The organism is Martinezella sp. CNPSo 3795, from assembly GCF_057784475.1.
This window is the reverse complement of sequence record NZ_JBXSOQ010000008.1, coordinates 193,171-218,209: the sequence shown is the minus strand read 5'-3', so window position 1 is coordinate 218,209 and position 25,039 is coordinate 193,171. Positions and strand designations below refer to the sequence as shown.

23 protein-coding genes and 1 riboswitch are annotated in these 25,039 nt (G+C 60.8%); of the genes, 14 read left to right on the top strand and 9 right to left on the bottom strand.

All coding sequences use genetic code 11. From position 1 onward, the window contains the following. Positions 1–73: 73 nt before the first annotated feature. From AC13QY_RS22025 to AC13QY_RS22015, 3 genes are read left to right on the top strand one after another with little or no spacing between them, the layout of a single operon-like run. Positions 74–751 carry an energy-coupling factor ABC transporter ATP-binding protein gene (locus AC13QY_RS22025; RefSeq protein ID WP_113333627.1) on the top strand — a complete coding sequence of 226 codons (678 nt, stop codon included), beginning with the start codon at positions 74–76 and terminating at the stop codon, positions 749–751. Then, positions 751–1,353, top strand: coding sequence for an energy-coupling factor transporter transmembrane component T family protein (locus AC13QY_RS22020; protein WP_113333628.1), 603 nt, complete (start codon positions 751–753; stop codon positions 1,351–1,353). The genes AC13QY_RS22025 and AC13QY_RS22020 overlap by 1 nt, the downstream gene beginning before the upstream one ends. 28 nt (positions 1,354–1,381) lie before the next feature. After that, the gene (locus AC13QY_RS22015; RefSeq protein ID WP_069613734.1) at positions 1,382–1,939 is read left to right on the top strand and encodes a biotin transporter BioY; all 558 of its coding nucleotides are present in this window, start codon (positions 1,382–1,384) and stop codon (positions 1,937–1,939) included. A gap of 7 nt (positions 1,940–1,946) precedes the next feature. Here AC13QY_RS22015 and AC13QY_RS22010 read toward each other — a convergent pair whose 3' ends face one another. Then, the gene (locus AC13QY_RS22010; RefSeq protein WP_113353896.1) at positions 1,947–2,348 is read right to left on the bottom strand and encodes an acyl-CoA thioesterase; all 402 of its coding nucleotides are present in this window, start codon (positions 2,346–2,348) and stop codon (positions 1,947–1,949) included. Positions 2,349–2,515: 167 nt separating this feature from the next. Here AC13QY_RS22010 and AC13QY_RS22005 point away from each other — a divergent pair, with 167 nt between their 5' ends. Next, entirely contained in the window at positions 2,516–3,457 is a 942-nt protein-coding gene (locus AC13QY_RS22005; RefSeq protein WP_113353895.1) for a histone deacetylase family protein, read from the top strand. 2 nt (positions 3,458–3,459) lie between these two features. Next, entirely contained in the window at positions 3,460–3,711 is a 252-nt protein-coding gene (locus AC13QY_RS22000; protein WP_069613731.1) for an exodeoxyribonuclease VII small subunit, read from the top strand. A gap of 75 nt (positions 3,712–3,786) precedes the next feature. On the opposite strand, the gene AC13QY_RS21995 is transcribed toward AC13QY_RS22000, so the two are convergent. Then, the gene (locus AC13QY_RS21995; RefSeq protein ID WP_113353893.1) at positions 3,787–4,320 is read right to left on the bottom strand and encodes a hypothetical protein; all 534 of its coding nucleotides are present in this window, start codon (positions 4,318–4,320) and stop codon (positions 3,787–3,789) included. A gap of 150 nt (positions 4,321–4,470) precedes the next feature. Between AC13QY_RS21995 and AC13QY_RS21990 the strand changes: the two genes are divergently transcribed. Together AC13QY_RS21990 and dxs are read left to right on the top strand one after the other, a co-directional pair. Beyond that, positions 4,471–5,394, top strand: coding sequence for a pirin family protein (locus AC13QY_RS21990; RefSeq protein ID WP_152095963.1), 924 nt, complete (start codon positions 4,471–4,473; stop codon positions 5,392–5,394). A 125-nt stretch (positions 5,395–5,519) separates the two neighbouring features. Beyond that, on the top strand, positions 5,520–7,436 hold the full coding sequence (gene dxs, locus AC13QY_RS21985; RefSeq protein WP_113353892.1) for a 1-deoxy-D-xylulose-5-phosphate synthase: 1,917 nt from the start codon (positions 5,520–5,522) through the stop codon (positions 7,434–7,436). A gap of 72 nt (positions 7,437–7,508) precedes the next feature. On the opposite strand, the gene AC13QY_RS21980 is transcribed toward dxs, so the two are convergent. Together AC13QY_RS21980 and AC13QY_RS21975 are read right to left on the bottom strand one after the other, a co-directional pair. Further along, positions 7,509–9,491, bottom strand: a complete 1,983-nt coding sequence (locus tag AC13QY_RS21980) for a methyl-accepting chemotaxis protein (protein ID WP_152093615.1) — start codon at positions 9,489–9,491, stop codon at positions 7,509–7,511. A gap of 224 nt (positions 9,492–9,715) precedes the next feature. After that, positions 9,716–10,723, bottom strand: a complete 1,008-nt coding sequence (locus tag AC13QY_RS21975) for a DUF4424 domain-containing protein (protein WP_488493928.1) — start codon at positions 10,721–10,723, stop codon at positions 9,716–9,718. 112 nt (positions 10,724–10,835) lie between these two features. Here AC13QY_RS21975 and AC13QY_RS21970 point away from each other — a divergent pair, with 112 nt between their 5' ends. Both AC13QY_RS21970 and AC13QY_RS21965 read left to right on the top strand, forming a co-directional pair. Next, entirely contained in the window at positions 10,836–11,576 is a 741-nt protein-coding gene (locus AC13QY_RS21970; RefSeq protein WP_269244411.1) for a TlyA family RNA methyltransferase, read from the top strand. Then, positions 11,573–12,823, top strand: a complete 1,251-nt coding sequence (locus AC13QY_RS21965) for a class I SAM-dependent RNA methyltransferase (RefSeq protein ID WP_152093618.1) — start codon at positions 11,573–11,575, stop codon at positions 12,821–12,823. Before AC13QY_RS21970 ends, AC13QY_RS21965 begins: the two co-directional genes overlap by 4 nt. Positions 12,824–13,215: 392 nt before the next feature. Here the strand turns inward: AC13QY_RS21965 and AC13QY_RS21960 are convergent, their stop codons facing one another. After that, entirely contained in the window at positions 13,216–13,968 is a 753-nt protein-coding gene (locus tag AC13QY_RS21960) for a crotonase/enoyl-CoA hydratase family protein (RefSeq protein WP_488493927.1), read from the bottom strand. 10 nt (positions 13,969–13,978) lie between these two features. After that, the gene (locus AC13QY_RS21955; protein ID WP_488493926.1) at positions 13,979–15,757 is read right to left on the bottom strand and encodes an acyl-CoA dehydrogenase family protein; all 1,779 of its coding nucleotides are present in this window, start codon (positions 15,755–15,757) and stop codon (positions 13,979–13,981) included. A gap of 289 nt (positions 15,758–16,046) precedes the next feature. Between AC13QY_RS21955 and AC13QY_RS21950 the strand changes: the two genes are divergently transcribed. Continuing rightward, entirely contained in the window at positions 16,047–17,048 is a 1,002-nt protein-coding gene (locus AC13QY_RS21950) for a transporter (RefSeq protein ID WP_113330486.1), read from the top strand. Positions 17,049–17,118: 70 nt separating this feature from the next. Here the strand turns inward: AC13QY_RS21950 and AC13QY_RS21945 are convergent, their stop codons facing one another. Continuing rightward, on the bottom strand, positions 17,119–17,586 hold the full coding sequence (locus AC13QY_RS21945; protein ID WP_113354077.1) for a BA14K family protein: 468 nt from the start codon (positions 17,584–17,586) through the stop codon (positions 17,119–17,121). Between the two features lie 306 nt (positions 17,587–17,892). Between AC13QY_RS21945 and AC13QY_RS21940 the strand changes: the two genes are divergently transcribed. Further along, a complete protein-coding gene (locus tag AC13QY_RS21940) occupies positions 17,893–18,843 on the top strand; it encodes a glycoside hydrolase family 25 protein (RefSeq protein WP_233788610.1) in 951 nt (316 codons plus the stop codon). Between the two features lie 94 nt (positions 18,844–18,937). Here AC13QY_RS21940 and AC13QY_RS21935 read toward each other — a convergent pair whose 3' ends face one another. Together AC13QY_RS21935 and AC13QY_RS21930 are read right to left on the bottom strand one after the other, a co-directional pair. Next, positions 18,938–20,026 carry an FAD-binding oxidoreductase gene (locus AC13QY_RS21935; RefSeq protein ID WP_113353883.1) on the bottom strand — a complete coding sequence of 363 codons (1,089 nt, stop codon included), beginning with the start codon at positions 20,024–20,026 and terminating at the stop codon, positions 18,938–18,940. Between the two features lie 2 nt (positions 20,027–20,028). Then, a complete protein-coding gene (locus AC13QY_RS21930) occupies positions 20,029–21,273 on the bottom strand; it encodes an aromatic ring-hydroxylating oxygenase subunit alpha (RefSeq protein WP_113353882.1) in 1,245 nt (414 codons plus the stop codon). A gap of 96 nt (positions 21,274–21,369) precedes the next feature. Further along, positions 21,370–21,573: riboswitch (cobalamin riboswitch) on the bottom strand. 348 nt (positions 21,574–21,921) lie between these two features. Here AC13QY_RS21930 and AC13QY_RS21925 point away from each other — a divergent pair. The 3 genes from AC13QY_RS21925 to AC13QY_RS21915 are packed head-to-tail and all read left to right on the top strand — an operon-like array spanning position 21,922 to position 25,037. Continuing rightward, entirely contained in the window at positions 21,922–22,539 is a 618-nt protein-coding gene (locus AC13QY_RS21925; RefSeq protein WP_113353881.1) for a DUF6656 family protein, read from the top strand. A gap of 59 nt (positions 22,540–22,598) precedes the next feature. Further along, positions 22,599–23,573: an L-threonylcarbamoyladenylate synthase gene (locus tag AC13QY_RS21920; protein ID WP_113353880.1), complete on the top strand. Its 975-nt coding sequence runs from the start codon at positions 22,599–22,601 to the stop codon at positions 23,571–23,573. A gap of 33 nt (positions 23,574–23,606) precedes the next feature. Then, a complete protein-coding gene (locus AC13QY_RS21915) occupies positions 23,607–25,037 on the top strand; it encodes an FAD-binding oxidoreductase (protein ID WP_113353879.1) in 1,431 nt (476 codons plus the stop codon). Positions 25,038–25,039: the final 2 nt, after the last annotated feature.

The window sequence follows — 25,039 nt, the reverse complement described above, 5'->3', positions numbered from 1 at the left end:
AAGAGGCGTCGATTTGATAATTCGATGCAATGCGCTATAGCTCCGCGATCACACTACCGAACAGGAAAGCCGCTTGGACATCCGCTTCGAAACCGCTGGCGTCGATTATGGCAAGCGCACTGCGCTGTTTCCTCTGAATCTCACGCTTCAGGAGCGCCGCATCGGGGTGATCGGCCTCAACGGTTCCGGCAAGACGACCTTCGCGCGGCTGATCAACGGGCTCATCAAGCCAACAACGGGGCGCGTCGTGGTTGATGGGCTCGACACGGTCGGCGATGCTGCCAAGGTGCTCGGCAAGGTCGGTTATATCTTCCAGTCGCCGCAAAACCAGATCATCCTGCCCATTGTGCGCGACGACATCGCCTTCGGCCTCAAGGCGCGCGGATATGACAAGGCGCAGATCGATGCGGCGGTCGAGGGCATTCTTGGCCGCTTCGGCGTCGGTCATCTCGGCGCGCGGCGGGCACATGAGCTCTCCGGGGGCGAATTACAGATGGCTGCCCTTTGCTCGGTGCTGGTGACTGGCCCGGATATCCTCATTCTGGACGAGCCGACGAACCAACTCGACCTCAAGAACCGGGCGCTGGTGCAGAAGACCATGATGGGGCTGCCGGAAAGTGTCATCGTCATCAGCCACGACCTACCCCTGCTCGAAGGTTTCGAGCGGGTGCTTTTGTTCGACCAAGGCCGGCTCGTCGCCGACGCTCCGGCAGCGGAGGCGATTGCACGCTATAGGGAGATGGCGGGCTGATGCAGACGCTGCATGTCGATGTCGATACCTGGCTGCACCGGCTTTCGCCGCGCGTGAAGCTGCTGGTACTGACCGCATTCGGCATATTGCTTTTCCTGACGCAGTCCATCGCGGTGCTTGCCTGCGCAAGCCTTGTCGGCGCCGCCCTTTATCTTCGCAGCGGTCTGCCGGTCGGAGACGCATTGAAGCGGCTGCGGCCGATCCTGATCTCGATTGCCGTGCTCGCAATTTTCGCAGCGCTCGTCGGCCCGCTTCACGCCGCCATCGTCACGGCGCTCAGACTGACAGCGCTGGCAATGTTCGCCGCCACGGTGACGGCCACGACCTCGATGGCCGCCTTTATCGATGAAATCACCGCGCTTGCCATGCCGCTCGAAAAGATCGGCTTGCTCAAGGCCGCCGATATCGGACTTGCGATCGGCCTCGTTATTCGTTTCGTCCCCGAGATCCTCGATCGTTATCATGCGATCCGCGAAGCGCATCAGGCGCGCGGGATCAAGGTTCGCCTGGCAACCACGCTCGCGCCGCTCATCATCCTGACGCTGCGCGATGCGGACAATATTGCGGCGGCGATTGACGCGCGGGGCATTCGGCGTCAATGAACATAGGTCTTTTTCGGAAGGAGCCGCCATGAACACCCGCGATCTCGTCCTCTCGGCGCTGTTTGCCGCCATCATCGTGGCGCTCGGCCTGTTGCCGCCGATCCCCATCGGCATCATTCCGGTTCCGATCACCGCCCAGTCGCTCGGCGTCATGCTCGCCGGCGTCGTCCTCGGCGCCAAGCGCGGGACGATCGCGGTGCTGCTGGTAGTGGTGCTTGTTTCGATCGGCCTGCCGGTCCTTTCCGGCGGCCGCGGCGGCCTTGCCGTCTTTGCCGGCCCGACAGCCGGCTTCTTCGTCGGCTGGATCTTCGCTGCCTTCATCACCGGCTATCTCTCGGAACGATTGGTGAAGCCGGAACAGAGCGGCCTGGTTCAAGGTGTCGGCTTCTTCATCGCTGCTGTTATCGGTGGGGTGGTGGTGCTGTACGCGTTCGGCATTGCCTGGCTCGCCATCAATATCGGTTTCAGCAAGGCGTTTATCGGGTCCCTGGGCTTCGTGCCGGGCGATGTCATCAAGGCCGTCGTCGCAGCCCTGGTCGGCCGCGCTGTCATGGTCGGCTATCCGCTTCTGCCGCAGCGGAGCTAAATCGAGACTAAGCCAGATATTTGTAGAGCCAGTCGCGCGTGTCTTCCGGCAGTGGCACCGGGTCATGCTCATCGCCACGCACCGCGAGCCAGAGGATTTCCACCTCCGCTGCCAATTCGTTGCCAGTTTCAACCGCGACAACGAAACCGATCGACTTGCCGCCAATCTTGTTGACGCTGATCGAGTAACGGGCAAGGTCGTCATAGTGCAGGGCGCGGTGCAGCGAGCACGATGCCTTCTTGGCGATATAGAGAGGCTCGTCGTCGACCAGCGGCCGCGTGCGCCAAAAGTTGGAGAGTGCGGTCTCGGCTTGCGAGATGTAGGAGGCGATAAACATCTGGCCGTGCCGGTCGACATCACGCGGCGGCACCCTTACCTCGATGACATCGGATCGTTCTACTCTCGCCATCACGCAACAACCCTGGCCGACGCCGTACTGACCTTAATGAAAGCTTAACACCGCGCCTCGATAAGTAAACGGCGCCACTTCAAAGTGGTTAAGATGGATTGTTGACATTGTAGTGACATTGTCCATGTCCTGTAATAGGCGTCATACCTCGTTTATAGATTGGCCCCATGAGCACACGTCTTTACGAACATCCGATCTTTCTTGAACACATCGTTCCTCCTGGCCATCCGGAGCGACCGGACCGGCTTCGCTCGCTGAACATTGCGCTGGAGCATCCAAATTTCGAGAGGCTGGACCGGCGAAAGGCGCCGCCCGCGCATGAGGATGCGATCCTGCTTGCGCATCCCGAGGAGCATCTGGATTTCGTGCTGCGTTCGATGCCGGACAGAGGTGACGAGGGCGAGATCAACCAGATCGAGGCGGATACCTATGCCAGCCCGAAGACGCTGCAGGCGATCATGCATGGCGTCGGCGGCGCCATGGCGGCGGTCGACGACGTCTTCTCCGGTGCGGCCGACAATGTCTTCGTCGCGGCCCGGCCGCCCGGCCACCATGCCGAGAAGACCAAGGCCATGGGTTTCTGCTTCTTCAACAATGCCGCGATCGCCGCCCGCCATGCGCAAAAGGCTCATGGTGCCGAGCGCGTCGCCATCGTCGACTGGGACGTGCATCACGGCAATGGCACGCAGGACATTTTTTGGGACGATCCGTCCGTGCTCTTCTGTTCCACCCACCAGATGCCGCTCTATCCCGGCACGGGCAAGAAGGACGAACGCGGCGCGCACAACACCATCGTCAATGCGCCGCTTTCGCCCAATACTGGCGGCGATCATTTCCGCGAGGCCTTCAAGTCCCGCGTGCTGCCGGCGCTCACCGACTTCCGGCCCGACCTCATCATCATCTCGGCGGGCTTCGATGCCCATCACCGCGATCCCCTGGCGCAGCTGAACTTGACGGGCGAGGATTTCGACTGGGCGACGGGGCGACTGCTCGAGGTTGCCGACCGCAGCGCCAAGAACCGGGTCGTCAGCCTGCTCGAAGGCGGCTATGATCTGGAAGGTCTCGCCGAGTCGGCGGGGATGCATATTCTACGCATGATGAAAGGTTGACGATGAGCGAGAACGCCAAGGCAGATGTATCAGGCTATTCCTTCGAGAAGGCCGTGGCGGAGCTGGAAAGCATCGTTGCCCGGCTCGAACGCGGCGATGTGGCGCTGGATGAATCTATCGCCATCTACGAGCGCGGCGAAGCACTGAAGAAGCATTGCGAGGCTCTGCTCTCGGCTGCGGAAAACCGCATCGAGAAGATCAGACTCGATCGCGCCGGCAAGCCGCAGGGCACGGAAGCGCTGGATGGCGCGTGAAGCGGGCGGCTGCACGCGCCTACCGGAATCGCCATGAGTCTCGCGCAGGCGCTTTGATGCGGATGAACGATTTCGTCAAGGCGACATGAACTGTATGTAACCATCGTGGTTGAGCGAAAACCCGAAGCTGGTCCGCTTTCCGTTTATGGATACGTGATACTCTCTGCCTCTATCGCCAATTTTGAACGCATCCGGATATTTTGTTTTGATGACGTCTGCGAATTGGCGTTCGATCGTCTCATCGTCTGCCATCCCTGGATGACGGCGATACTTCGTATCACATAGTCCGTCTGGATTGATGATAACAATCAGCGATCGATCGTCCGTTGCCCCCTCGAAATATGTATACTTGCCAGAAATCAAACTCGAACCTTGCTTGGTTTGAAACGACTTAACCCCATAGCGGGCTGCAGCCGCCCGAGCCTGCGTATAGGGCGCGCTAGAAGCAAAGCAAATATCTCGAAACGCAGCAACCGCAGGTTCAATTGCCGTCGGATCGGCAGCTTTTTTAGCAAACTGCTGCTCAGGCCGGTCACCCGTCGTGGTGCATGCGGCCAGCATTCCTCCCAAGAGAAAGGCAAACAGTACTTTGCTTCCGCGCATGTCCATGCTTATTCGTCTCCAAAATTACCCCGCTGTTCACATAGCGCGCAATGTTAAACAACCCTTTGAAACAATCCTTATAAACGCCTGGACAGCGGAATTTGAGTTTCCCAACCTTTCTCGCTAGGTTGAGCCCCAACCGAAAGGAGAGCCTTCATGTCCTTCTTCCCAGGAAACGATCCGCAGGCGGGTGACGCCTTCGCCTGCGATGCGATCGAGAATCTGATTATCCCGCGCACCAGCGACCTCGGCGGCTTCTCCGTGCGGCGCGCGCTTCCGAGCAGCCGGCGCCGGCTGGTGGGACCGTTCATCTTCTTCGACCGCATGGGGCCAGCCATTTTGCGGCCGGGCCAAGCGCTCGATGTGCGCCCACATCCGCATATTGGCCTTTCCACCGTCACCTACCTCTTCGACGGCGAGATCCGCCATATGGACAGCCTCGGCACGGCCAAGGTGATCCGTCCCGGCGACATCAACCTGATGACGGCCGGGCGCGGCATCGTGCATTCCGAGCGCACGCCGGAGAACCTGCGCGACCATCCATTTTCCATGTCCGGCCTGCAGACATGGCTGGCGCTGCCCGACGACAAGGAGGAGATCGATCCCTCCTTCACCCACACGGAAAAGGACGAGCTGCCTGTCATCGCCGATGGCGGCGTGAGCGGGCGCGTGGTGATCGGTAATTTCGAGGGCCTGGAATCGCCGGTGAAATCCTTCTCGGACACTCTCTATGTCGATCTTCAGCTGCAGCCGAACACGACGTTTCCTTTCGGAGCAGCCCATGAAGAGCGCGCGGTCTATATTCTCTCTGGTTCGCTCGTCGTCGCCGGCGACCGTTTCGAACAGGATCAGCTTCTCGTCTTCCGCCCCGGTGACGCGATAACGCTGGGGGCCGGCGAAAAAGGCTGTCATCTCATGCTTTTTGGCGGTGCAGCGCTTAATTCGAAGCGCTATATCTGGTGGAATTTCGTCTCGTCCTCGAAGGAGCGTATCGAAAAAGCCAAAGAAGAATGGCGCACGGGCCGCTTCGATATCGTGCCGGGCGACGAGGAAGAGTTCATTCCCCTGCCGGAGGGCTAACGGGTTCATAACACTCCCACATGTTTCTTGTTCGGGAGCACCTTGAATTCGGCGCCTTTTGTCGCAATCTGTTTTGACGTAAAGGCGGACAACCGCCCAAGAATAGCAAGAAAGAGGCATCAGCCTTGACACAAATGCCAGAGACGCCCCTGCTCGACCGGGTCCAATATCCCTCCGACCTGCGAAAGCTGGAGGACCGGGAACTGCCGCAGCTCGCCCGCGAAGTCCGCGACGAGATGATCGACGCGGTATCGCGCACCGGCGGACATCTTGGTGCCGGCCTCGGCGTGGTCGAATTGACCATTGCCATCCACAGCGTCTTCGATACGCCGAACGATCGTTTGATCTTCGATGTCGGGCATCAGTGTTATCCGCACAAGATCCTGACTGGGCGTCGCGACCGCATTCGCACGCTGCGCCAGGAAAACGGTCTTTCCGGCTTCACGCGCCGGGCCGAAAGCGAGTACGATCCTTTCGGCGCAGCGCATTCCTCGACTTCCATTTCCGCCGGCCTCGGCATGGCTGTTGCCGCCGAGCTCGAAAACAGCGACCGCCGGGTGATCGCCGTCATCGGCGACGGTGCCATGTCAGCCGGCATGGCTTATGAGGCGCTGAACAATGCCGGCGCGCTCGATGCCCGGCTGATCGTCATTCTCAACGACAATGACATGTCGATTGCCCCGCCGACGGGAGCGATGAGCGCCTATCTCGCCCGCCTCGCCTCCGGCCGCACCTATATGGGCTTCCGGGATTTTGGAAAGAAACTGACCGCTTATCTCGGCAAGAAGGTCGACCGCGCCATCACGCGGGCAGTCGAACACGCACGGGGCTATGTAACCGGCGGCACCATGTTCGAGGAGATGGGCTTCTACCATATCGGTCCGATCGACGGCCATTCCTTCGAACATCTGCTGCCCGTGCTGCGCAATGTGCGCGACAATGCACAGGGACCGGTGCTGATCCATGTCGTGACGCAGAAGGGCAAGGGCTATCCCCCAGCCGAAGCGGCTGCCGACAAATATCATGGCGTCAACAAGTTCGACGTCATCACCGGCGCTCAGACGAAAGTGAAGCCGAATGCGCCGAGCTACACAAGCGTGTTTGCGGACGCTTTGGTGCAGGAAGCGACGCTCGACGACAAAATCGTCGGTATCACCGCCGCCATGCCGAACGGCACCGGCCTCGACAAGCTGCAGGAGTTCTTCCCGAAGCGCTGTTTCGATGTCGGAATTGCCGAGCAGCATGCCGTGACTTTCGCCGCCGGCCTCGCTGCAGAAGGTTATAAGCCCTTCGCCGCCCTTTATTCCACCTTCCTGCAGCGCGCCTATGACCAGGTGGTGCATGATGTGGCCATTCAAGGGCTGCCGGTCCGTTTCCCGATCGACCGCGCCGGCTTCGTCGGTGCCGATGGCCCGACGCATGCGGGCTCCTTCGACACCGCTTTCCTCGCGACTCTGCCGGGCTTCGTCGTCATGGCCGCGGCAGACGAGGCGGAGCTGAAGCACATGGTGCGCACCGCTGCCGCCTATGATCTGGGTCCGATCTCCTTCCGCTATCCGCGCGGTGAAGGCGTCGGCGTCGATCTGCCGGAACGCGGCCAGATCCTCGAAATCGGCAAGGGTCGCGTCATCAAGCAGGGCACGAAGGTCGCCCTACTCTCCTTCGGCACGCGTCTCGCCGATAGTCTTGCAGCCGCCGAGGATCTCGATGCCGCCGGTCTTTCGACGACAGTTGCGGACGCGCGCTTCGCCAAGCCGCTCGATCACGACCTCATCCGCCAGCTTGCCGCCCATCACGAGATGCTGATCACCATCGAGGAAGGTTCGGTCGGCGGCTTCGGCAGCCAGGTCATGCAGTTCCTTGCCAATGAGGGCCTGCTGGACAACGGCCTGAAAATCCGTTCGCTCGTCATGCCCGATATCTGGATGGAACAGGCAAAGCCTGAAGCCATGAATGCCCGGGCCGGTCTCGACCGTGCCGGCATCGTGCAAACGGTCTTCCGCACGCTCGGCCACGGCCGCATCGTCGAAGCTGCTGGATAGCTTTACCTCCCCTTGTGGGCTGGGCTATCGCATACGGGCGATAGCTCTGCCATCAAAGGGAGGGTTGCTTAATCAGAATTCTTCCCAATCGTCCTGGGGTGCGGCGGCGGAAGCCGTTGCCTTACCGGCAAAGGCCTTGGCGACCGTACGCCCGAGAGCGCGGGCCGGAGACATGGCCGGCTTCGAATGCGCCGTTGCCGCGACTGGCCGTGCCGGCGTTGCCGATATGGGCCGGGCGGGCATTACCCGAGCAGGTGCAGCCTGCACGGAATTGCCGAGACGGAATTGCTGCAGCAGCTCGTTGAGTGCAGCTGCTTCGCGGGCGAGCGCATGGCTTGCCGCCGTCTGCTCCTCGACCATCGCGGCATTCTTCTGGGTGCCCTGGTCCATATTGTTGACGGCCGTGTTGATCTCCTGCAGGCCGGTCGACTGCTCGCGGGTCGCCGTCACGATCGCGCCGACATGGCGGTTGATCTCTTGCACTTCGGATACGATCAATTCCAGCGCCTTGCCGGTCTCGCCGACCAGCGACACACCCGTATTGACCTGATCGCTCGATGTCGTGATGAGCGACTTGATTTCCTTGGCGGCATTAGCCGAACGCTGTGCAAGCTCGCGCACTTCCTGGGCGACGACGGCAAAGCCCTTGCCGGCATCTCCGGCACGTGCTGCCTCGACGCCGGCATTCAGCGCCAGAAGATTGGTCTGGAACGCGATGTCGTCGATGACGCTGATGATGTTGCTGATCTCGCCCGAGGATCTTTCAATCTGCTGCATGGCCGCGACGGCTTTGCGAACCACTTCGCCCGATCGCTCCGCACCGAGGCGGGCGCGTTCGACGAGATGGCCAACATCCTCGGCGCGCTTGGCAGAGTCACGAACGGTCGTCGTGACCTGTTCCAGTGCTGCGGCAGTCTCCTCGACAGCGGCAGCCTGCTGCTCGGTGCGATGCGCCAGATCATCGGCGGCCGCACGGATTTCGTCAGCACCTGCATTGATGGCGCGGGCATTGGAGCCGACAGACTGCAGGGCGGCCTCCAGCTTCTCGACTGCATTATTGAAATCAGCGCGAACGCTGTCGAATTGCGGTGCAAAGCTGTTGTGAAGGCGGGTTGCGACATTACCCGACGATAGAGCCGAGAGGCCGCCGGCGAGCGCTTCCATGGCGAAGCGGATTTCGCCTTCTTCACGCGCCTTCTGCTCGTCATTCATCAGGCGCTGACGTTCGGCATCGTCACGCATGCGCTCGGTCTCGCCGGCAAGACGCAGCTTCTCGATGCCGGCCTCCTTGAAGACGAGGACGGCATCCGCCATACGGCCGATTTCGTCGCCGCGGCCGACAGCCGGGACTTCGATATCGTGCTCGCCGTTTGCCAGACGGCCCATGGCCGCCGTCATGCCGACGATCGGGCGCACGATAATGCGCGAGAGCAGCCAGGCAAGCACAGCGGCGGCTAGCGAGGCGAAGATACTGCCAAGAATGAGGGTCAGGCGAAGATCGCCATTGGCATCATCCTGCATGGCTGCGAGGCTGCTTGCCTTGGAGCGGGCAGCCTGCTTGATCTTGGCGGCAGCTTCACGGAAGCCGTCAAGCTGACCCTTGGTTTCGTTCTGGCCGATCTTGACGATCTGATCGAGCGGCATCTCGGTTTCCTTGCGCGCCTTGGCCTGTGGCTCCGCGAGCTGATGGAAATAGAGATCAGCAGCTTTCTGCATGTTGTCGATCGCCTGCAGCAGATCCGGAGAATCGGCGGCCGCCTCCTTGGCGGCTGCGATGCTCTTCAGCATCCGCTCGCGATTGTTGAAGATATCGCCGTAGGTGCTTTCGCTGCGCAGAAGCAGAAAACCGCGCAGATTGACAGCCTGTTCCAGCATCGACTGCAGGGAGTCGTCGATCAGGCTGACGAGCTGCTGCGATTTTGCCTGCTCGTCGGCGGCTCCGGCCGAGACGTCCTGCTTTGCATAGACGAAAGCGGAAACACAAGCAAAAATGGCGATCAGGGCCGTAAATGTAATGGCAAGCTTGCCATTCAAAGAGAGTTTTTTCGCAAACATGAGCGAGCGCCTCCTGAGCGCCGGTCCTAGCGAGCATCGTCCGGCCGTCATTGGGAGGGAGTACGGCCGATGCTCGAAGAATTCAGGGAGGGCATGATTGGGACGCAGACGCGTGAAGCCTTCATGGCAGGCGGTGATCTGGAAGCGGATCACCGCAATCCTCGGCATGAGTAGAGGTTTCGGCTTTAAATTTATTTAATTTGCGCGGACTGCTCAGCTTAGCGCTAGTTCACCGCCGCCGCGGCCAGGATCAGGATTTCCAGATCGTGCTCCGGGTAAAAATCCTGCGCTGTCATCTGGAACGTCGTCGCGCCGATCTTCTTCACATTCGTACCGCAAAAGCTGATGTAGTTCTCGGGACTGCCCTTATCGACTGTCAGCTCGAAATGCTTGATCGGGCCGGACCAGTTGGCACCTGTCGTCAGCACATAGGAGATCCAGCTTTCGGTATAGCCGCGACCACCCTTGTCGGCCGCTGTGGCAAGCTTGACGGCCGTCTTCAAAAAGGCCTCATCGAGGCAATATTTGGCGCGATAGTTCTGCAGCTGCTGCTTCTGGTAATCTTCGTCGCCGGCAAAGGTGATGGCGACGGTTCCGCCGACGCTCGGCTTGTAGCGATGCTCCACGCCGATCCTGGCCTTGGCCGGAAACTTGGTGCGCCACCAATAGGTCGTGTGCAGCGTCCACATCGGCGTCGGATGATGTTTCATGCCCTGGCCGTCGGCGTCGTATTCATCATCGGCGATCAGTCCGCGGGCTGTCCAATCCTCGAGCACATCGACGGGCAATTTAGCGACAGCATCCGTCGCCGCCTTGCTGAGCGGCAGCAGCGGCACGCCGTGAGCCTTCAGTTCGTCGGTCATGTCGACTCCGGCAACCGATACGCGCTGCTGCAGGATCGGCGTGATGGCCTTGCCGTCCTGTGTGACGGTGAAGCCGAGGAAATTGTCGGAATCGACATTTCCGGCATCAACCATGCTGTCGATGTCGCCCTTGATATCGGGCATCGGAAAGGCGACGACGCTTTCGACGTCCTTGTCGGACGTGTTTTCAAAGACGTAATCGACACGGACCTGTTCTGGCGAAATGAACAACTTTTCCTGATCCATGCTGATATCGCCGGTGCGGACATAGGCGAGACCGCCCGTCTTCAGCTCGGCCATCGTGTCGTTTGCCATAGCCGGAGCCGCTGACATCGCCATCAGCGCAGCATAGCCACCAATCTTCCACATGATGCCCCTCGCCCATTGATCGCGGCGATTATGGCTGGCCGCTATCCGACGTCAACGCCGATTACAGCATAAAAGGCTTGCAACATAATGCATTGCCCGGCAAGGACAGCCCATGTCCGAACCGCAACGCCTCGATCAGCTTCTTGTCACCCTTTCGCTCTTCGCCAGCCGCTCGCGCGCTCGCGATGCGGTCCAGCGCGGTACGGTCACCGTGAACGGCAAGATCGTGACGAAGCCGGGAGCACTTTTTTCCGAAAATGCCAAGATCAGCATCGACGATCCGGCGCAGGATTATGTTTCCCGCGCGGCCTTGAAGCTGGTGGCGGCGCTCGATCATTTCGGTCTCGATCCGCGCGGACAGCATTGCCTCGATGTTGGCGCATCGACAGGCGGCTTTACCGAAGTGCTGCTTCAGCGCGGCGCTACCCATGTCACGGCAATCGATGTCGGCCACGACCAGATGCACCCGCGCATAGCGGACGATCCACGCGTGACCAATATCGAGGGGCTGAACGCGCGCAAGCTGACGGCGGAAGATATCGGCGAACCTTTCTCCTTCGTCGTTTCCGATGTCTCCTTCATTTCGCTGAAGCTGGCTCTCGCGCCGGCGCTCGCGCTCGCCGAACCCGGCGCGCGGGCGGCGTTGCTCGTAAAACCGCAATTCGAGGCGGGCCGCGATGCGATCGGCAAGGCCGGGCTTTTGAAAGACCCCTCCTCCGCTCCGGCTGTGGCCGCCGAACTCGAGCGCTGGTTCACCGAAGACATGGGTTGGCAAAGCCTCGGCCTCATCGCCTCGCCGATCGCAGGCGGCGACGGCAATCAGGAGTTTCTTCTCGCAGGGATCAAGCCATGAGCACCGAAACCATTACCATTCAAAAGCTCGGCGCCCAGGGCGACGGCATCGCGCAGGGCACCGATGGCCCGATCTACGTGCCCTTCACCCTACCGGGCGAAAACGTCGCCATCGCGCGGGTGAAAAGCCAAGGCACGTTGATGTCGATTACGACGGCCTCACCGGATCGCCAGGAGCCGCACTGTCGGCATTTCGGCCCACATGGCGTCAACGGCGCCTGCGGCGGCTGCACCCTGCAACATTATGCCGATGCGCCCTATCGCGCCTTCAAGCGTCAGCTCGTGGTCGATGCCCTGCGCTCCAAGGGCCTCACGCCCGAAGTGGACGATATCGTCGCCGCGCATCCGGGCGAGCGCCGCAGGGTCGTCTTCGCCGCGCGCAAGACTGAAAAGGATATGCTGATCGGCTTCAATCAGGCCGAAAGCCACCACATCGTCGCCATAGAGGAATGTCCCATCGCCTCGGCCGGCATCATGGCCAGGCTGCCCGCCATCAAGACGATTGCAGCGGCAATCGCCATCAATGCCGAAGCCTTCCGCATCTCCGTATTGGAGACGCAGACGGGCCTCGACCTTGCCGTCGACGGCATCAAGTCTCTTTCGGACAAGCAGCGCCGTAGCACGATCGAAACGGTGCTGTCGCTTCGCGGCATCGCCCGCGTCTCGCTAAACGGCGAGATCCTAGTGGAGCCGGTAAAGCCGATGATCGATTTCGGCGGCGTTCAGGTTGCGCCGCCGCCCGGTGCCTTCACACAGGCGACCAAGCAGGCCGAGGACGCCATGGCGGAGCTGGTTGCAATCCACGTCGGCAAGGCCAAGCGTATCGCCGATCTCTTCGCCGGCAGCGGCACATTCTCGCTTCGCCTGGCGCGGATCGGGCGGGTGCATGCGGTCGAAGGTGAGGCCAAGCCGCTTGCCGCTTTGGATCATGCCGCCCGCAACACGCAGGGACTGAAGCCAGTCATCGTGGAACGCCGCGATCTTTTCCGCCGGCCCTTGATGGCGCAGGAATTGAAGGTCTACGATGCCGTTGTCTTCGACCCGCCGCGCGCCGGCGCGGAATTCCAGAGCAAGGAACTGGCGCGCTCCCAGGTCAAGAAGATCGTTGCCGTCTCCTGCAATCCGCTGACCCTCGCCCGCGATCTCGCTATCCTGGTCGAGGGCGGCTACCGCATTACGCGGGTGACGCCGATCGACCAGTTCCTGTGGACCTCGCATGTCGAAGTCGTTGCGGCGCTGGAGAAGTAGCTCTCTTCGCCAGAAGTTTGGTGGTCGGCCCTCGTGGTTCGAGGCTACGCCCTCTGGGCTTCGCACCTCACCATGAGGGCGGAGTCGCTCACGATCGAGATGCGCCAGAGATTAGCCTTCATGCTGAGGAGGCCCGAAGGGCCGTCTCGAAGCACGAGGGCGGGCAGGGCTATCGCATATGGAGGCGGATGAGCACCATAAACTCCTTCTCCCCTTGGGGAGAAGGTGGCCCGAAGGGTCGGATGAGGGGGTTATCGATTTGAATTCATGGATTTTTGTGGTCTTGGCGGGCACCCCCTCATCCGCCTGGCGGCACCTTCTCCCCGCTGGGGAGAAGGGGGACAGCGGCGATCTCCGCTCATATGCGATAGCCCTGCGAGGGCGGGTGAGCTTCACCGCTTCATGAAGGCTTCGAAAGCCGCGCGGGCCTCGGCGCTTTTCAGCTGGGCGGCGAAATGTTCGGCTTCATCCTGGATGCGGTCGAGGACGGCATCGGTTGGGCCTCGCATCAAGTCACGCGCAATCCGCAGAGCCTCGGGCGGCTTGGCGGCGAGTTTTGCAGCCAGCGACAGCGTTTCGGTCTCCACCGTTTCCGGTGATGCCATCTTCCAGATCAGGCCCGCCTCCTTCGCTTCGGCAGCGGAAAAGCCTTCGCCAAGCGCAAGCAGGGCGAAGGCGCGCTGGTGGCCCATGATACGCGGTGCGATCAGGCTCGACGCCGCCTCGGGAACGAGGGCGAGATCGACGAACGGCGTCTTGAACAGACTGCGATCGGAAGCAATCGTCAGATCGCAATGCAGATGGATCGTCGTGCCGATGCCGATCGCCAGACCATCGACGCCGGAGACGACGGGCTTCTTTGTACTCGCCAGCGCGACGAGGAAATCGATGACTTCACGCCCCATATTACCGCTCATGGCGAAGGCGAGGAAATCGGCTAGGTCATTGCCGGCGGAAAAACAGCCTTCGGTGCCGAGGAAGACGTGGACGCGGATATCCGGCGCAGCTTCCGCTGCCTTGAGCGCATCGGTCATGGTCTGATACATGGCGCGCGTGATGGCATTCTTCTTTTCCGGCCGGTTGAAGCGGATGATCTGGACCTGCGGCGCAGTCTCGGGGCGTTCGATCAGGATGTGGTCGGTCATGGCTTTTTCCTTAGGCTAGTGCAGCGCGGGCGGCTTCGAGGCTGGATGCGCCGGCGATGACCCGATCAGAGAGAGCGGCGGTCTCGGCCAGAAGATTTTCGGCAGCGAACCGGCAGAGTGCGATGCGCTTGGCGCCTTCGCCGTCGCCTGCATCGGCAAGGCCACCCTTGGCCAGATACGAGCCGGTCAGCACCAGGCCGAAAAGCCGCTGGTAAGGCGTGGCGCCCGCCAGAGCTTCAGCAACGGCGCCTTCTGCCTGTTTCGACAGGAGCCATTCGCTCGTCTTTTCGAGATCGGCAATGGCCGCCTGCAGCCGCGGCGCCGTTTCACCGAAGCCTTCGAGATTGGATTTCGCGACACTATCGGCAATCTCACGCAGTTCGGCAATGACGCCGCGCACATGATCGCCATTGCCGATTGTCAGCTTGCGCGTCACCAGATCGATCGCCTGGATGCCGTTGGTGCCCTCGTAGATCGGTGCGATGCGCGCATCGCGCAGCAGGCGTGCTGCCCCCGTCTCCTCGATGAAGCCCATGCCGCCATGAACCTGTATGCCAAGCGATGCGGCATCGACGCCGGCATCGGTGGAAAAGGATTTGGCGATCGGCGTCAGCAATGCTGCACGCTCCTGCCAATATTTCGCCTTCTCGGGATCGCGATGCGACATATCGATCGCCTGTGCACAGGCGTAGCAGATCGCGCGCGAGCCCTGCGTCAGGGCTTTCATCGTCAGCAGCATACGCGCGACATCGGGATGTTCGATGATGGGGCTCATGCCTGGTACGGCCGTGCCCGGCGCGCGGCCCTGGGTGCGCTCCCGGCTATAGGCGATGGCCTTCTGGGTGGCCGCTTCGGCAATCGCCACGCCCTGAATGCCGACAGCCAATCTGGCATTGTTCATCATCGTGAACATGCAGGCGAGGCCCTTGTTCTCCTCGCCCACCAGCCAGCCGACGGCGCCCTTTTCCGCACCATATTTGCCATCGCCATAGATCATCGTGCAGGTCGGTGAACCATGGATGCCGAGCTTATGTTCCAGCGAATGCACGAAAAGATCGTTGCGGGCGCCGAGCGAACCATCCTCATTCACAAGGAATTTCGGCACGAGAAACAGCGAAATACCGCGCGTGCCGGCCGGCGCATCCGGAAGGCGGGCGAGAACGAGATGGATGATGTTCTCGGTCGCTTCGTGATCGCCCCAGGTGATGAAAATCTTCTGGCCGAAGATGCGATAGGTGCCGTCATCGCGGCGTTCGGCGCGGGAGCGCAGAGCACCGACATCGGAACCCGCGTGCGGCTCCGTCAGATTCATGGTCCCCGTCCACTCGCCCGAGACGAGCTTTGCCAGATATGTCTTCTTGAGGTCTTCGCTGCCGTGAGCCCGCAGCGCTTCGACCGCTCCCATGGTCAGCGTCGGCGCGAGGCCGAAGGCCATCGAGGCGGAATTCCACATTTCCAGCGTCGCGATGTTCAGCATGTGCGGCAGACCCTGCCCACCGAACTCCTCGGGCGCGGTCAGGCCATTCCAACCGCCAGCGATCCAGTCGCGGTAGAGCTTCTCCCAGCCATCGGGAAGAACCACCTTGCCATCCGCCAGCCTTGCGCCTTGCTTGTCGCCATTCTCGGCAAGCGGCTCCACCTCCTCGCCGGCGAAACGCCCGGCTTCCGACAGGATGGCATCGACAAGATCGGTGCTGAGATCGCCGAGAACGCCCTCTTCCATGGCGCGCTCCATGCCAGCGACATGTTTCAGGGTGAACGCGATTTCTTCGACAGGCGCCTTGTACATGATGATTTCCTCCGGATCGATACTGGCGATGGCCCGCCTCATCCGGACCATTGGCCATTTGTGGTTATAGCTAATTTATTTTTACGTAAACGTCAATTTTCTCAAATTGCAGGAAGCATCGATTTCCATCATCTCGCGAACCCGAACGTGACATGTGTCTTACGCGTGCCGAGCGGCCGTGACATCGCCGCCTATATCCGCGATTATTCCGCCAAAGCAGCGACTTGCATAAACAATCGTCATGAACGAAGACTAAGGCAACTGTTCAGACAATGCGAATGATGCCCCCATGAACACGCTCACGTCAGCCAACACCATACCAGGCTTTATCTGGGCATACCGTCTCCGTCCCGGCGAAACCAAGCCGGAGCGCCTACCTGACGATACCGATCGTTCGAGGCTGTTCGGCGACGACGGCTTTCTCTGGCTGCATCTCAATCTCGTGGATGCCCGGGTGCCGGCCTTCCTCGAGGATGCGCCGGGGCTGAACGAAGCCGCCCGCATAGCGCTGACCACGCATGAGACACATGCAACGATTACGGTCGACGAGCAGATGCTTTTCGGCACATTGGTCGACTTCCAGCGCGACTTTGCCCACAACACCCACGACATCGGCTGGCTGCATTTCGCACTGACCGATCGCCTGCTGATAACAACCCGGCTGCAGCCGCTGCGCAGCCTGGACCGGACCCGGGTGCTGATCGAAAAAAACGCCGCACGATTTTCCAATCCCGTTGATATTTTCGAGCTGATCGTCGTCGAGTTCCAACGAACCCTGATCTCCGTCGTCATCGAAATCAGCGAAGAGCTGAATGGCATCGAGGATTTCGTCCACGGCAATACGTCGCGCGACGAGCGTGCCAAGCTGCCGCCCATCCGCAGGACGATCGTGCGCCTGCATCGCCATCTGCGGACCGTTCTCTCGTTGATGCGCCACGCCGCTGCCTCCGACGACGAGGAAATGCCGCTCGGCTTCGAGGATGTCGCCGGCCGGCTGACGGGACGCCTCGAAGCGGTCGAGCACGACGTCTATGCACTGCAGGAACGGGCGAGGCTGCTGCACGAAGAGATCGATTCGAAGCTTGCCTCCGAGATCAATCGGCATCTCTACATCCTGTCGATCATGACCGCGTTTCTGCTGCCGCCGACGCTGGTGACCGGATTCTTCGGGATGAACACATCAGGGTTGCCGCTGGCGAGCGGTGCAAGTGGCACCGGATATGCGGTTGGCTTCATCATCGCCTCCATGCTGCTGGCATGGTGGCTACTCAAGCGGGTCAATATTCTCTGACGTCGAATTATGCAAAAAGCCGCCCGGCGAAAAACCGGACGGCTGGCATTGGTCGTTCTGGAAACGCTGCTTAGAAATACGGCGAATAGCACTGACGGCGCGGGCCGGAATTCGGCTGGAAGGTATTGTCGTAGGCGCGATAGGAGCGATAGCGTGACTCGCACCAGGCGACATGGCGCGGGTTGATACCCGCGGACGGAGCCGGAGCCGGCTCATAGTAACGCGGCTGGCTGGCGATCGCGCCGCCGATCAGCGCGCCTGCGCCGAAGGCAGCCAGCGGGAACCAATAGCCGTCATGATAGCGATAGCCATGACGATACCCTCGATAACCACGATAGCCGCCATACCAGCCGCGGCGGTAGTAGCCGCCATGGCGCCACTGCACCTTTTCGACATTACCAGGCGCGGCCTGGGTGGGTGCGGACTGTTTTACGATCGGTGCGGCCGGCATCTGCATGGCAAAAGACGGTGTGAAGCTCGTCATGGCGACGGCAGCCGTTAAGGCGACTGTCGCGATTTTTGCACGGAAACCAAGCATTTTCATCTCCATTCCCTGGTTCGACCTGATACTCAAGCCTGTAGCGTTTCATGTCGGGAATGCTTCCCGAGCAAGGTTTCGCCGCCTGCTTCGTCGCATATCCGAATAGACGGCAAGAAACGCGGCAGCGCGTTATTTAGTTCCTCAAATCCCTACCGATTTAAGGAGTTACGAGGGGCTCCACGATGAACTTATAGTGATTGCTTTCTTAACCCAAGATTAACCAGCAATCCTTACTATTATTTCATGAAAGGATACCGAAAGAGTAACCTCCTCATTTACAGCTTGCTGACGATCCTGGCCCTGATGGGGCCGGTCTCCAAGCCGTCGGCCGGCGAAAGCCAGCCCTGGGGCGATCCAAAAAACGCCCTGATTGTCGATGCTTACGAGCTGAACACCATCGACTGGAACGCGTTTCTGCAGGACAAACGGATAGCCGGCTTCATCTCCAAGGCGTCCGACGGACTTCCTGAAAGCTTCAGTTGCACAGGCGATCATGGCGGCGATACGGTGGCCCATTGCAGGACGATGTGGCGAAAATACGCGGTCAGCCGGGAACTGTTTCAAACCCGCCGCATGCTGGCAAAGACGAATGGCCTGTTATGGGGCGCCTATCATCTGGGGCGCCCGGGCAATCCGATCGATCAGGCCAATCATTTTCTCGACTACGCCAATCCCCAGCCCGATGAATTGATGGTGCTCGATATCGACGGCATGGACGCGACGCAGTTCATGTCGCTGGATGACGCGCAGATCTACGTCGCCCACATCAAGGTCAGGACGGGGCGCTACCCCATTCTCTACGTCAATCACAACACGGCCAGATACATAGCCGACCATCGCGGCACCTATCCGCTGCTGTCGCGGCTGCCCTTGTGGTATGCGCGCTACAAGCCTGATGTCAAAGGCACTTTTCCACTCGGCAACTGGGACAATTATGCCATCTGGCAGTTCGCTTCTTCAGACAATTGCTCGGAGAAAAGCTGCCCCTATCGCGTGCCGGGCACGCTCACCGATATCGACGTCAATGTCGTGCCGATGACGAAGATTCAGCTTGCCAAGATCTGGCCGCAAGGTGATCTCCTGCCGGCCAAACCCCTGCCCGCGCCGGACGTGACGATCGCGCTCGCGCAGATGTGCAGCGGGCCGCGGCAGACGCTCGTTTCGCTCATGGCCGACGTCGACCCAGTCGTCACTGCCTCGACCCCGCAATCGAAGCCGGGCGAGATCAACGAGCTGAATTACCAGGATTTCTAGAGTATCTTCGCTTTTCCTCAAATCGCGAAAACGCTCTATCTTCTTGTTTGTTTACGCATTCCGGACGGAAAACCGCTGCGCACCTGGAAATGCTCTACGCCTCGATCTGCACATCCGTCTTCGGACGCGAACAGCAGGCGAGGATATAGCCCTCGTCGATCTCGTCATCGAGGATGCCGCCATTGTGGCTCATCTCGACTTCGCCGGAGAGCTTCATGACCCGGCATGTCCCGCAAAGACCGGATTCGCAGGCGGCACCGATGCGCACGCCGGCGCCACGGGCCGCCTGAAGCACGGTTTGTCCCGCTGCGCAGGCCACATCCTTGCCCGCCATGGTGAAACGGATCGTGGTCGCCGCCTCGCCCGATGCATCATCGGAAACTTCTGCGAGCGGTGTCGCCGCATTGGCCGGCTGGAAGCTTTCCTGATGGTAGCGCGACATGTCGAAGCCATGGGCTTCGAGCATGGAGCGCACGGCGTCCATGAAGACTTCCGGGCCGCAGCAGAAGATCGTCCGGTCCATGAAATCCGGCGCCAGCAGACCGATCTTCGCCTTGTCGATGCGGCCCTTCAAACCCGACCAGAGATCGGTGCGGCCGCAGCCCTCGACGATGAAGCCGAGGTTGAGGCTCGGCATGAAGCGGGCGAGATATTCGAGTTCGGAGCGGAAGATGATATCCGTCGGGCTGCGCGAACAGTTGACAAAGGTAATATCAGACAATGGTGCGATATCGGACATATACCGCGTCATCGACATCATCGGCGTGATCCCGGAGCCGGCCGAGACGAAGAGATATTTCTCGCCGGGATGGCGGATATGGCTGAAATCGCCGAGCGGGCCGAAAGCCTTGATGCGCATGCCGGGCTTCAGGTTCTCGAACATCCAGCGCGTGCCGATGCTGTCCTTCTGCGCCTTCACCGTCACGGCGACCGAGAAGGGCCGCGACGGCGTCGACGACAGCGTATAGGTGCGCATGACCGGCTCCGGAGCCGTCGGCAGCTCCAGCGTCACGAACTGTCCCGGCAGATAGCGGAACCAGTTGTCCTTGTCCGAGCGGAACGTGAAGGTCATCACGTCGGGCGCTTCGGGCGTGACCGAGAGGCATTCGAGCACATGCTGCCTGTCGTTCCAGGGCTGCATCTGGTCGAGGTGTCGATGCGGGTAGGAGACGGTCATGTTCATACTCAGGCAACCGCAGACAGCTTGGCCTGGTCGCCCTGCAGCCGGTTGATCATGAACGTCGTGTACCATTCGACGAACTGCATGACTCCCCCTTCATGGACCTCCGAATAGGGACCGGGCTCATAGGCCGGCGAGCGGATGCCGAAGGCGTTTTCCTCGACGATGCGGCGGTCCTGATCGTTGGTTTCGGTCCAGACGTGGGTCAGCTCTTCCAGATTGTAGTCGACACCTTCGACGGCATCCTTATGGACGAGCCACTTCGTGGTGACGGCGGTTTCCTCGGCGCTGATCGGCAGGACACGGAAGGAAATCGCGTGGTCGCCGAGCATGTGGTTCCACGTCGTCGGGTAGTGGAACAGCAGCATGGTGCCGATGCCGTTGATCGTCACGTCAGATGAAAGCGGCCGCCTGACGGCATTCTGGCCGGACATGGTGTAGCTCTCGGCCCCTTCGATCAGCGGCATGCGGGCGGCGCGGAACTGTCCATCCGGCGAGATCTTGAACTCGCTCGGCAGGCCGGCAGCTTCGCAGCGCTGCCAGTGTTCAGCGATAACGGGGTCGTTCATCGCGCCCTGCACGCCGGTGACGGTCGGAGCCTCCGGGAAGGTGCGGCAAAGTTCCGGGTGATTGGCCGCGCAATGGTAGCATTCGCGGTTGTTTTCCCAGACGAGCTTCCAATTGCCCTTTTCGATAATGGTGCTCTGGAAGGCGACCTTGGCTTCGCTGATGCGGTGCGGCGCCATGTAGGGCTCGATCGTCGCGCGAACCGGGGCAAAATCGGGAGCGTTCTGCGCGAGGCAGATGAAGATGTAGCCGCCGACGCTTTCGCAGTGAACCGGCTTCAGCGAATACTGGCTCTTGTCGAAATCCTCCGCCATCTGGCGGGCAAAGAGCAGCGAGCCGTCAAGTTCGTAGGTCCACTGGTGATAGGGGCAGACGAGCTTTGCCGAGGAGCCGCGCTCCGTCGTGCAGACGCGTGAGCCGCGATGGCGACAGCTATTGTGGAAGGCGCGGATGACCTGATCGCGGCCGCGGACGATGACGACGGGATAATCGCCGATCTGGACGGTGAAGTAATTGCCCGCACGCGGCACTTCGCAATCATGGCCGATGAAGAGCCAATCGCGATAGTAGATCGTCTCCATGTCGAGCATGAAGTAATCCGGATCGGTGTAGAAGGGTTGCTCCAGACTGAAACCCGTCCGGTGGTTCTTCAGTTGCCGCAGAACTTTGCTGCCGATGTCCATTTGCCTATCCTTAGCAGTACCAGGAGGCGGGCAAAGGACATGCACGGCCGATTGGGAGCGGCCAAAAGCAATGTCCCGACCACCCGCCGCGGTCAGTAAACCTATGTGCCCAAGGCTGGTTTCCGGGCTCTGGAGCGGCCCTGTTTCCAGAGCCCCATGGCACCTTCCCAGGTCGATCGACCCAGTGGCTTTATCCGCCATGCCTCACTCCACCACCGTTGCGGGGGCAGCGCCGGATTTTGACCGGCTTCCCAATTCTCCGTCTCCCTAGCGGACGGCACCTTGAGATTGATGGCATCATAGCTCCCGGCTCCGCCAGCCGCTGCGCTGCAATGCGACATCGGCTCCGAAATTGACGACAGGCGAAACGGGACGCCGGGACGGTTGCGTGCCGTGAGAATATTGACTGGCAATTCAATCGCTTGGGCGCTTGCATTGGAGATGCTGCGAGCATCGCATGTGCGTTCGACCAATGACGCTTTATCCTGATTGCGACAGGTCCGCAAACGGCCGATAATCGGAAGACTAGTTGCGCGGCGGAGAGCGCCGCAGAGCCGCCATCGGGGGCCTTCGGTCCAGCGCGCGATCAAGCTCGGCTCAAGCTCCATAGTCCATCATGTCGCGAAGAGTTTTATAGCGAGATCCGGCATGGCCAAACTCAGATATTTCGACGCTGGGAAGCCCGCCGAGCCCGAACCGGCGCCACCGGTATCGACGACGGGCTACAGCGAATTCCTGCGCACCGGCCGCATCAACCGCAACAGGCCACATTGGCTGGCGGAAGAGCGGGAATATCTTACCCATGAGCAGGTGGCTGTGCGCACGGCACAGAAGCTCAGGGATGCCGGCGAAAAGACCCATGACCGGCTCAACAGCTTCCACAAGTCCATTCGCTTTCCGAAGCTCATCTTTCACCACACGCTGAAGGACACGCCGCATCTCGGCTATTGTCACGTCACCGCGGCGCGGACGCAGTTCGCGCATTATGAGGACGTGAACTGGGCTTTCTATATCGCCAATTTCTTTGCCCGCATCGGCCAGGAAGAGAATTTCTTCGAGGACATCAGCCTCAAATATTCGCGGATGTATTTCGCCGTCGCCATCCATCCGGACAGGCAAGCGGAAGACAAGAAGCTGACGATCAATCGCGACGTCAGAGGCAACGGCGTGCTGTTCCATACCCACGATCCGCAGATCGCCATCCGCAATGTTCTTCTCCTCGGCGCGCGCAACGAGCAGCTTCGCGACATTATTCGCCAGCTTTGACGATTGATCCGAAAACTCGAAGAGCATAAGAAACGGCCTGAACTGCAAGCAGGCAGGCCATGGCACGACACATAGACATTCTCGAACATCCGCAAACGGCGATCGAAGTCGCGACAGCGACTCTCGCAGAGGGTCTGCCGATCGGGCTGCCGACGGAGACGGTCTATGGTCTTGCCGCCGATGCCACCAATCCCGCCGCGATTACCCGGATCTACGAGACGAAGGGTCGTCCGCGTTTCAATCCGCTGATCTGCCATATGAGCGATCTCGCCATGGCCGAACGCTATGCGGTCTTCGATCCTATCTCCCGTAAATTGGCGGAAGCTTTCTGGCCCGGCCCGCTGACGCTGGTGCTACCGCTCAAACCCGACAGCGGCATCCATCCGCTGGCGACTGCCGGGCTCGACACGGTCGGCATCCGCGTGCCGCAAGGCTTTGCCGGCGATCTGATCCGCGCCTTCGACAGACCGCTTGCTGCGCCGAGCGCCAATACTTCGGGCAAGATCAGCGCCACAAGCGCCGATCATGTCGATGACGACCTTGGGGAGCGGATCACGCTCATCCTCGATGCCGGGGCCTCGGTCGTCGGCGTGGAGTCGACCATCGTCAAGGTCGAAGATGAAGAGATGCGCCTGCTGCGGCCCGGCGGGCTGGCGGCCAGCGAGATCGAGCGGGTGGCCGGCAAGGCGCTGAAGCGCAAGAAGAAAGCCTCGGCTGCCATCGAGGCTCCGGGGATGATGGCTTCGCATTATGCACCGGGCGCAGCCGTGCGCCTCGACGCGACTGAGGTTTCCGCGAACGAAGCGCTGATCCGCTTTGGGACACCAGATATTCCCGGCAGCGAAAAGGCCATTGCCGTGCTGGACCTGAGCGTCAGCGGCGATCTCGCCGAAGCCGCAGCAAACCTCTTTGACTTCATGAAGCGCGCCGATGCTACGGGTGCTGCGACCATTGCCTTTTCGCATATTCCCGACGAGGGCCTCGGTGAGGCCATCAACGACCGGCTGCGCCGCGCCGCCGCGCCCAGAGAATAAATCAGCCCGACATCATCAGGCAAAGGACACGCCATGAGCAGCTCCGTCCCCTCTTCCGACCTTCTCGATCGCTTCGCCGCCATCGTCGGCGAGAAACACGCCGTACGTGACCCGGCGGAAATTGCGCCGCATCTGGTGGAAAACCGCGGGCTCTATCACGGCGCCTCGCCCATGTTGCTGAAGCCCAGCTCGGTGGAAGAGGTTTCGGCCATCCTCAAGCTTGCTAGTGAAACCGGCACGGCCATCGTTCCCCAGACCGGCAATACCGGCCTTGTCGGCGGGCAGACGCCGCGCGAGGGTGGTTCCGACATCATCCTGTCGCTGGAGCGCATGAACCGCATCCGCGATATCGATCCGGTCGGCAACACCATGATCGTCGACGGTGGCTGCATTCTCGCGGATGTCCATAAGGCTGCGGCCGAGCATGGCCGCATGTTTCCGCTTTCGCTTGGCTCCGAGGGTTCCTGCCGTGTCGCCGGCAATCTTTCCACCAATGCCGGGGGTACGGCCGTTCTCGCCTATGGCAACATGCGCCAGCTTTGCCTCGGCCTCGAAGTCGTGCTGCCCACGGGCGAGATCTGGAACGGCCTGCGCCGTCTTAAGAAGGACAATACCGGCTACGACCTGCGCGATCTTTTTATCGGCGCGGAAGGCACGCTCGGCGTCATCACCGGCGCGGTGCTGAAGCTTTTCCCGCAGCCGCTTGGCCATCAGGTGGCCTTTGCCGGCCTGCAATCGGTCGATGACGCGCTGACTTTATTCAAGAATGCCTCCAGCCTCTGCGGCACGGCACTGACTGGTTTCGAGCTGATGCCGCGCATCGGCGTCGAGTTCACCACGCGGCATATTCCGGGCGTGCGCGACCCGCTCGACACAGCCCATCCCTGGTATGTCCTGATCGATATTTCCACCTCGGATTCGGCTGAGACCGCCGAGCGGATGATGACGGCGCTGCTCGAGCAAGGCTATGAGGCCGGACTGATCCAGGATGCGACCATTGCCAGCTCGGAAGCGCAGCAGAAGGCCATCTGGCATATGCGTGAGAGCATGTCGGACGCACAGAAGCCGGAAGGCGGCTCGATCAAGCACGATGTTTCCGTGCCGGTGGCGCAAATCCCGCAATTCATGGCGGAAGCCGAAAAGGCCGTTGTCGGTGCCATGCCGGGCGCGCGTGTCTGCGCCTTCGGCCATATGGGCGACGGCAATATTCACTACAACATCTCGCAGCCCGTCGGCGCCGACAAGGCGGAGTTCATCGGCCGGTGGCGCGAGATGAACAAGATCGTGCATGGTCTGGTGCTACAGCATGGCGGCTCGATCTCGGCCGAGCACGGCATCGGCCAGCTGAAGCGCGACGAGCTTGCTTCCATCCGCTCGGAGATCGAAATCGACCTGATGCGCCGGATCAAGACGGCTTTCGATCCGGCAGGCATCATGAATCCGGGCAAGGTCCTCAAGGTCTGAGG

Bases quoted from the DNA above. Each gene is read 5' to 3' on its own strand.
- AC13QY_RS22020 (WP_113333628.1), top strand. From the start codon at position 751: ATGCAGACGCTGCATGTCGATGTCGATACCTGGCTGCACCGGCTTTCG.
- AC13QY_RS22015 (WP_069613734.1), top strand. From the start codon at position 1,382: ATGAACACCCGCGATCTCGTCCTCTCGGCGCTGTTTGCCGCCATCATC.
- AC13QY_RS22010 (WP_113353896.1), bottom strand. From the start codon at position 2,348: ATGGCGAGAGTAGAACGATCCGATGTCATCGAGGTAAGGGTGCCGCCG.
- AC13QY_RS22005 (WP_113353895.1), top strand. From the start codon at position 2,516: ATGAGCACACGTCTTTACGAACATCCGATCTTTCTTGAACACATCGTT.
- AC13QY_RS22000 (WP_069613731.1), top strand. From the start codon at position 3,460: ATGAGCGAGAACGCCAAGGCAGATGTATCAGGCTATTCCTTCGAGAAG.
- AC13QY_RS21995 (WP_113353893.1), bottom strand. From the start codon at position 4,320: ATGGACATGCGCGGAAGCAAAGTACTGTTTGCCTTTCTCTTGGGAGGA.
- AC13QY_RS21990 (WP_152095963.1), top strand. From the start codon at position 4,471: ATGTCCTTCTTCCCAGGAAACGATCCGCAGGCGGGTGACGCCTTCGCC.
- AC13QY_RS21980 (WP_152093615.1), bottom strand. From the start codon at position 9,491: ATGTTTGCGAAAAAACTCTCTTTGAATGGCAAGCTTGCCATTACATTT.
- AC13QY_RS21975 (WP_488493928.1), bottom strand. From the start codon at position 10,723: ATGTGGAAGATTGGTGGCTATGCTGCGCTGATGGCGATGTCAGCGGCT.
- AC13QY_RS21970 (WP_269244411.1), top strand. From the start codon at position 10,836: ATGTCCGAACCGCAACGCCTCGATCAGCTTCTTGTCACCCTTTCGCTC.
- AC13QY_RS21965 (WP_152093618.1), top strand. From the start codon at position 11,573: ATGAGCACCGAAACCATTACCATTCAAAAGCTCGGCGCCCAGGGCGAC.
- AC13QY_RS21960 (WP_488493927.1), bottom strand. From the start codon at position 13,968: ATGACCGACCACATCCTGATCGAACGCCCCGAGACTGCGCCGCAGGTC.
- AC13QY_RS21955 (WP_488493926.1), bottom strand. From the start codon at position 15,757: ATGTACAAGGCGCCTGTCGAAGAAATCGCGTTCACCCTGAAACATGTC.
- AC13QY_RS21950 (WP_113330486.1), top strand. From the start codon at position 16,047: ATGAACACGCTCACGTCAGCCAACACCATACCAGGCTTTATCTGGGCA.
- AC13QY_RS21945 (WP_113354077.1), bottom strand. From the start codon at position 17,586: ATGCTTGGTTTCCGTGCAAAAATCGCGACAGTCGCCTTAACGGCTGCC.
- AC13QY_RS21940 (WP_233788610.1), top strand. From the start codon at position 17,893: ATGGGGCCGGTCTCCAAGCCGTCGGCCGGCGAAAGCCAGCCCTGGGGC.
- AC13QY_RS21935 (WP_113353883.1), bottom strand. From the start codon at position 20,026: ATGAACATGACCGTCTCCTACCCGCATCGACACCTCGACCAGATGCAG.
- AC13QY_RS21930 (WP_113353882.1), bottom strand. From the start codon at position 21,273: ATGGACATCGGCAGCAAAGTTCTGCGGCAACTGAAGAACCACCGGACG.
- AC13QY_RS21925 (WP_113353881.1), top strand. From the start codon at position 21,922: ATGGCCAAACTCAGATATTTCGACGCTGGGAAGCCCGCCGAGCCCGAA.
- AC13QY_RS21920 (WP_113353880.1), top strand. From the start codon at position 22,599: ATGGCACGACACATAGACATTCTCGAACATCCGCAAACGGCGATCGAA.
- AC13QY_RS21915 (WP_113353879.1), top strand. From the start codon at position 23,607: ATGAGCAGCTCCGTCCCCTCTTCCGACCTTCTCGATCGCTTCGCCGCC.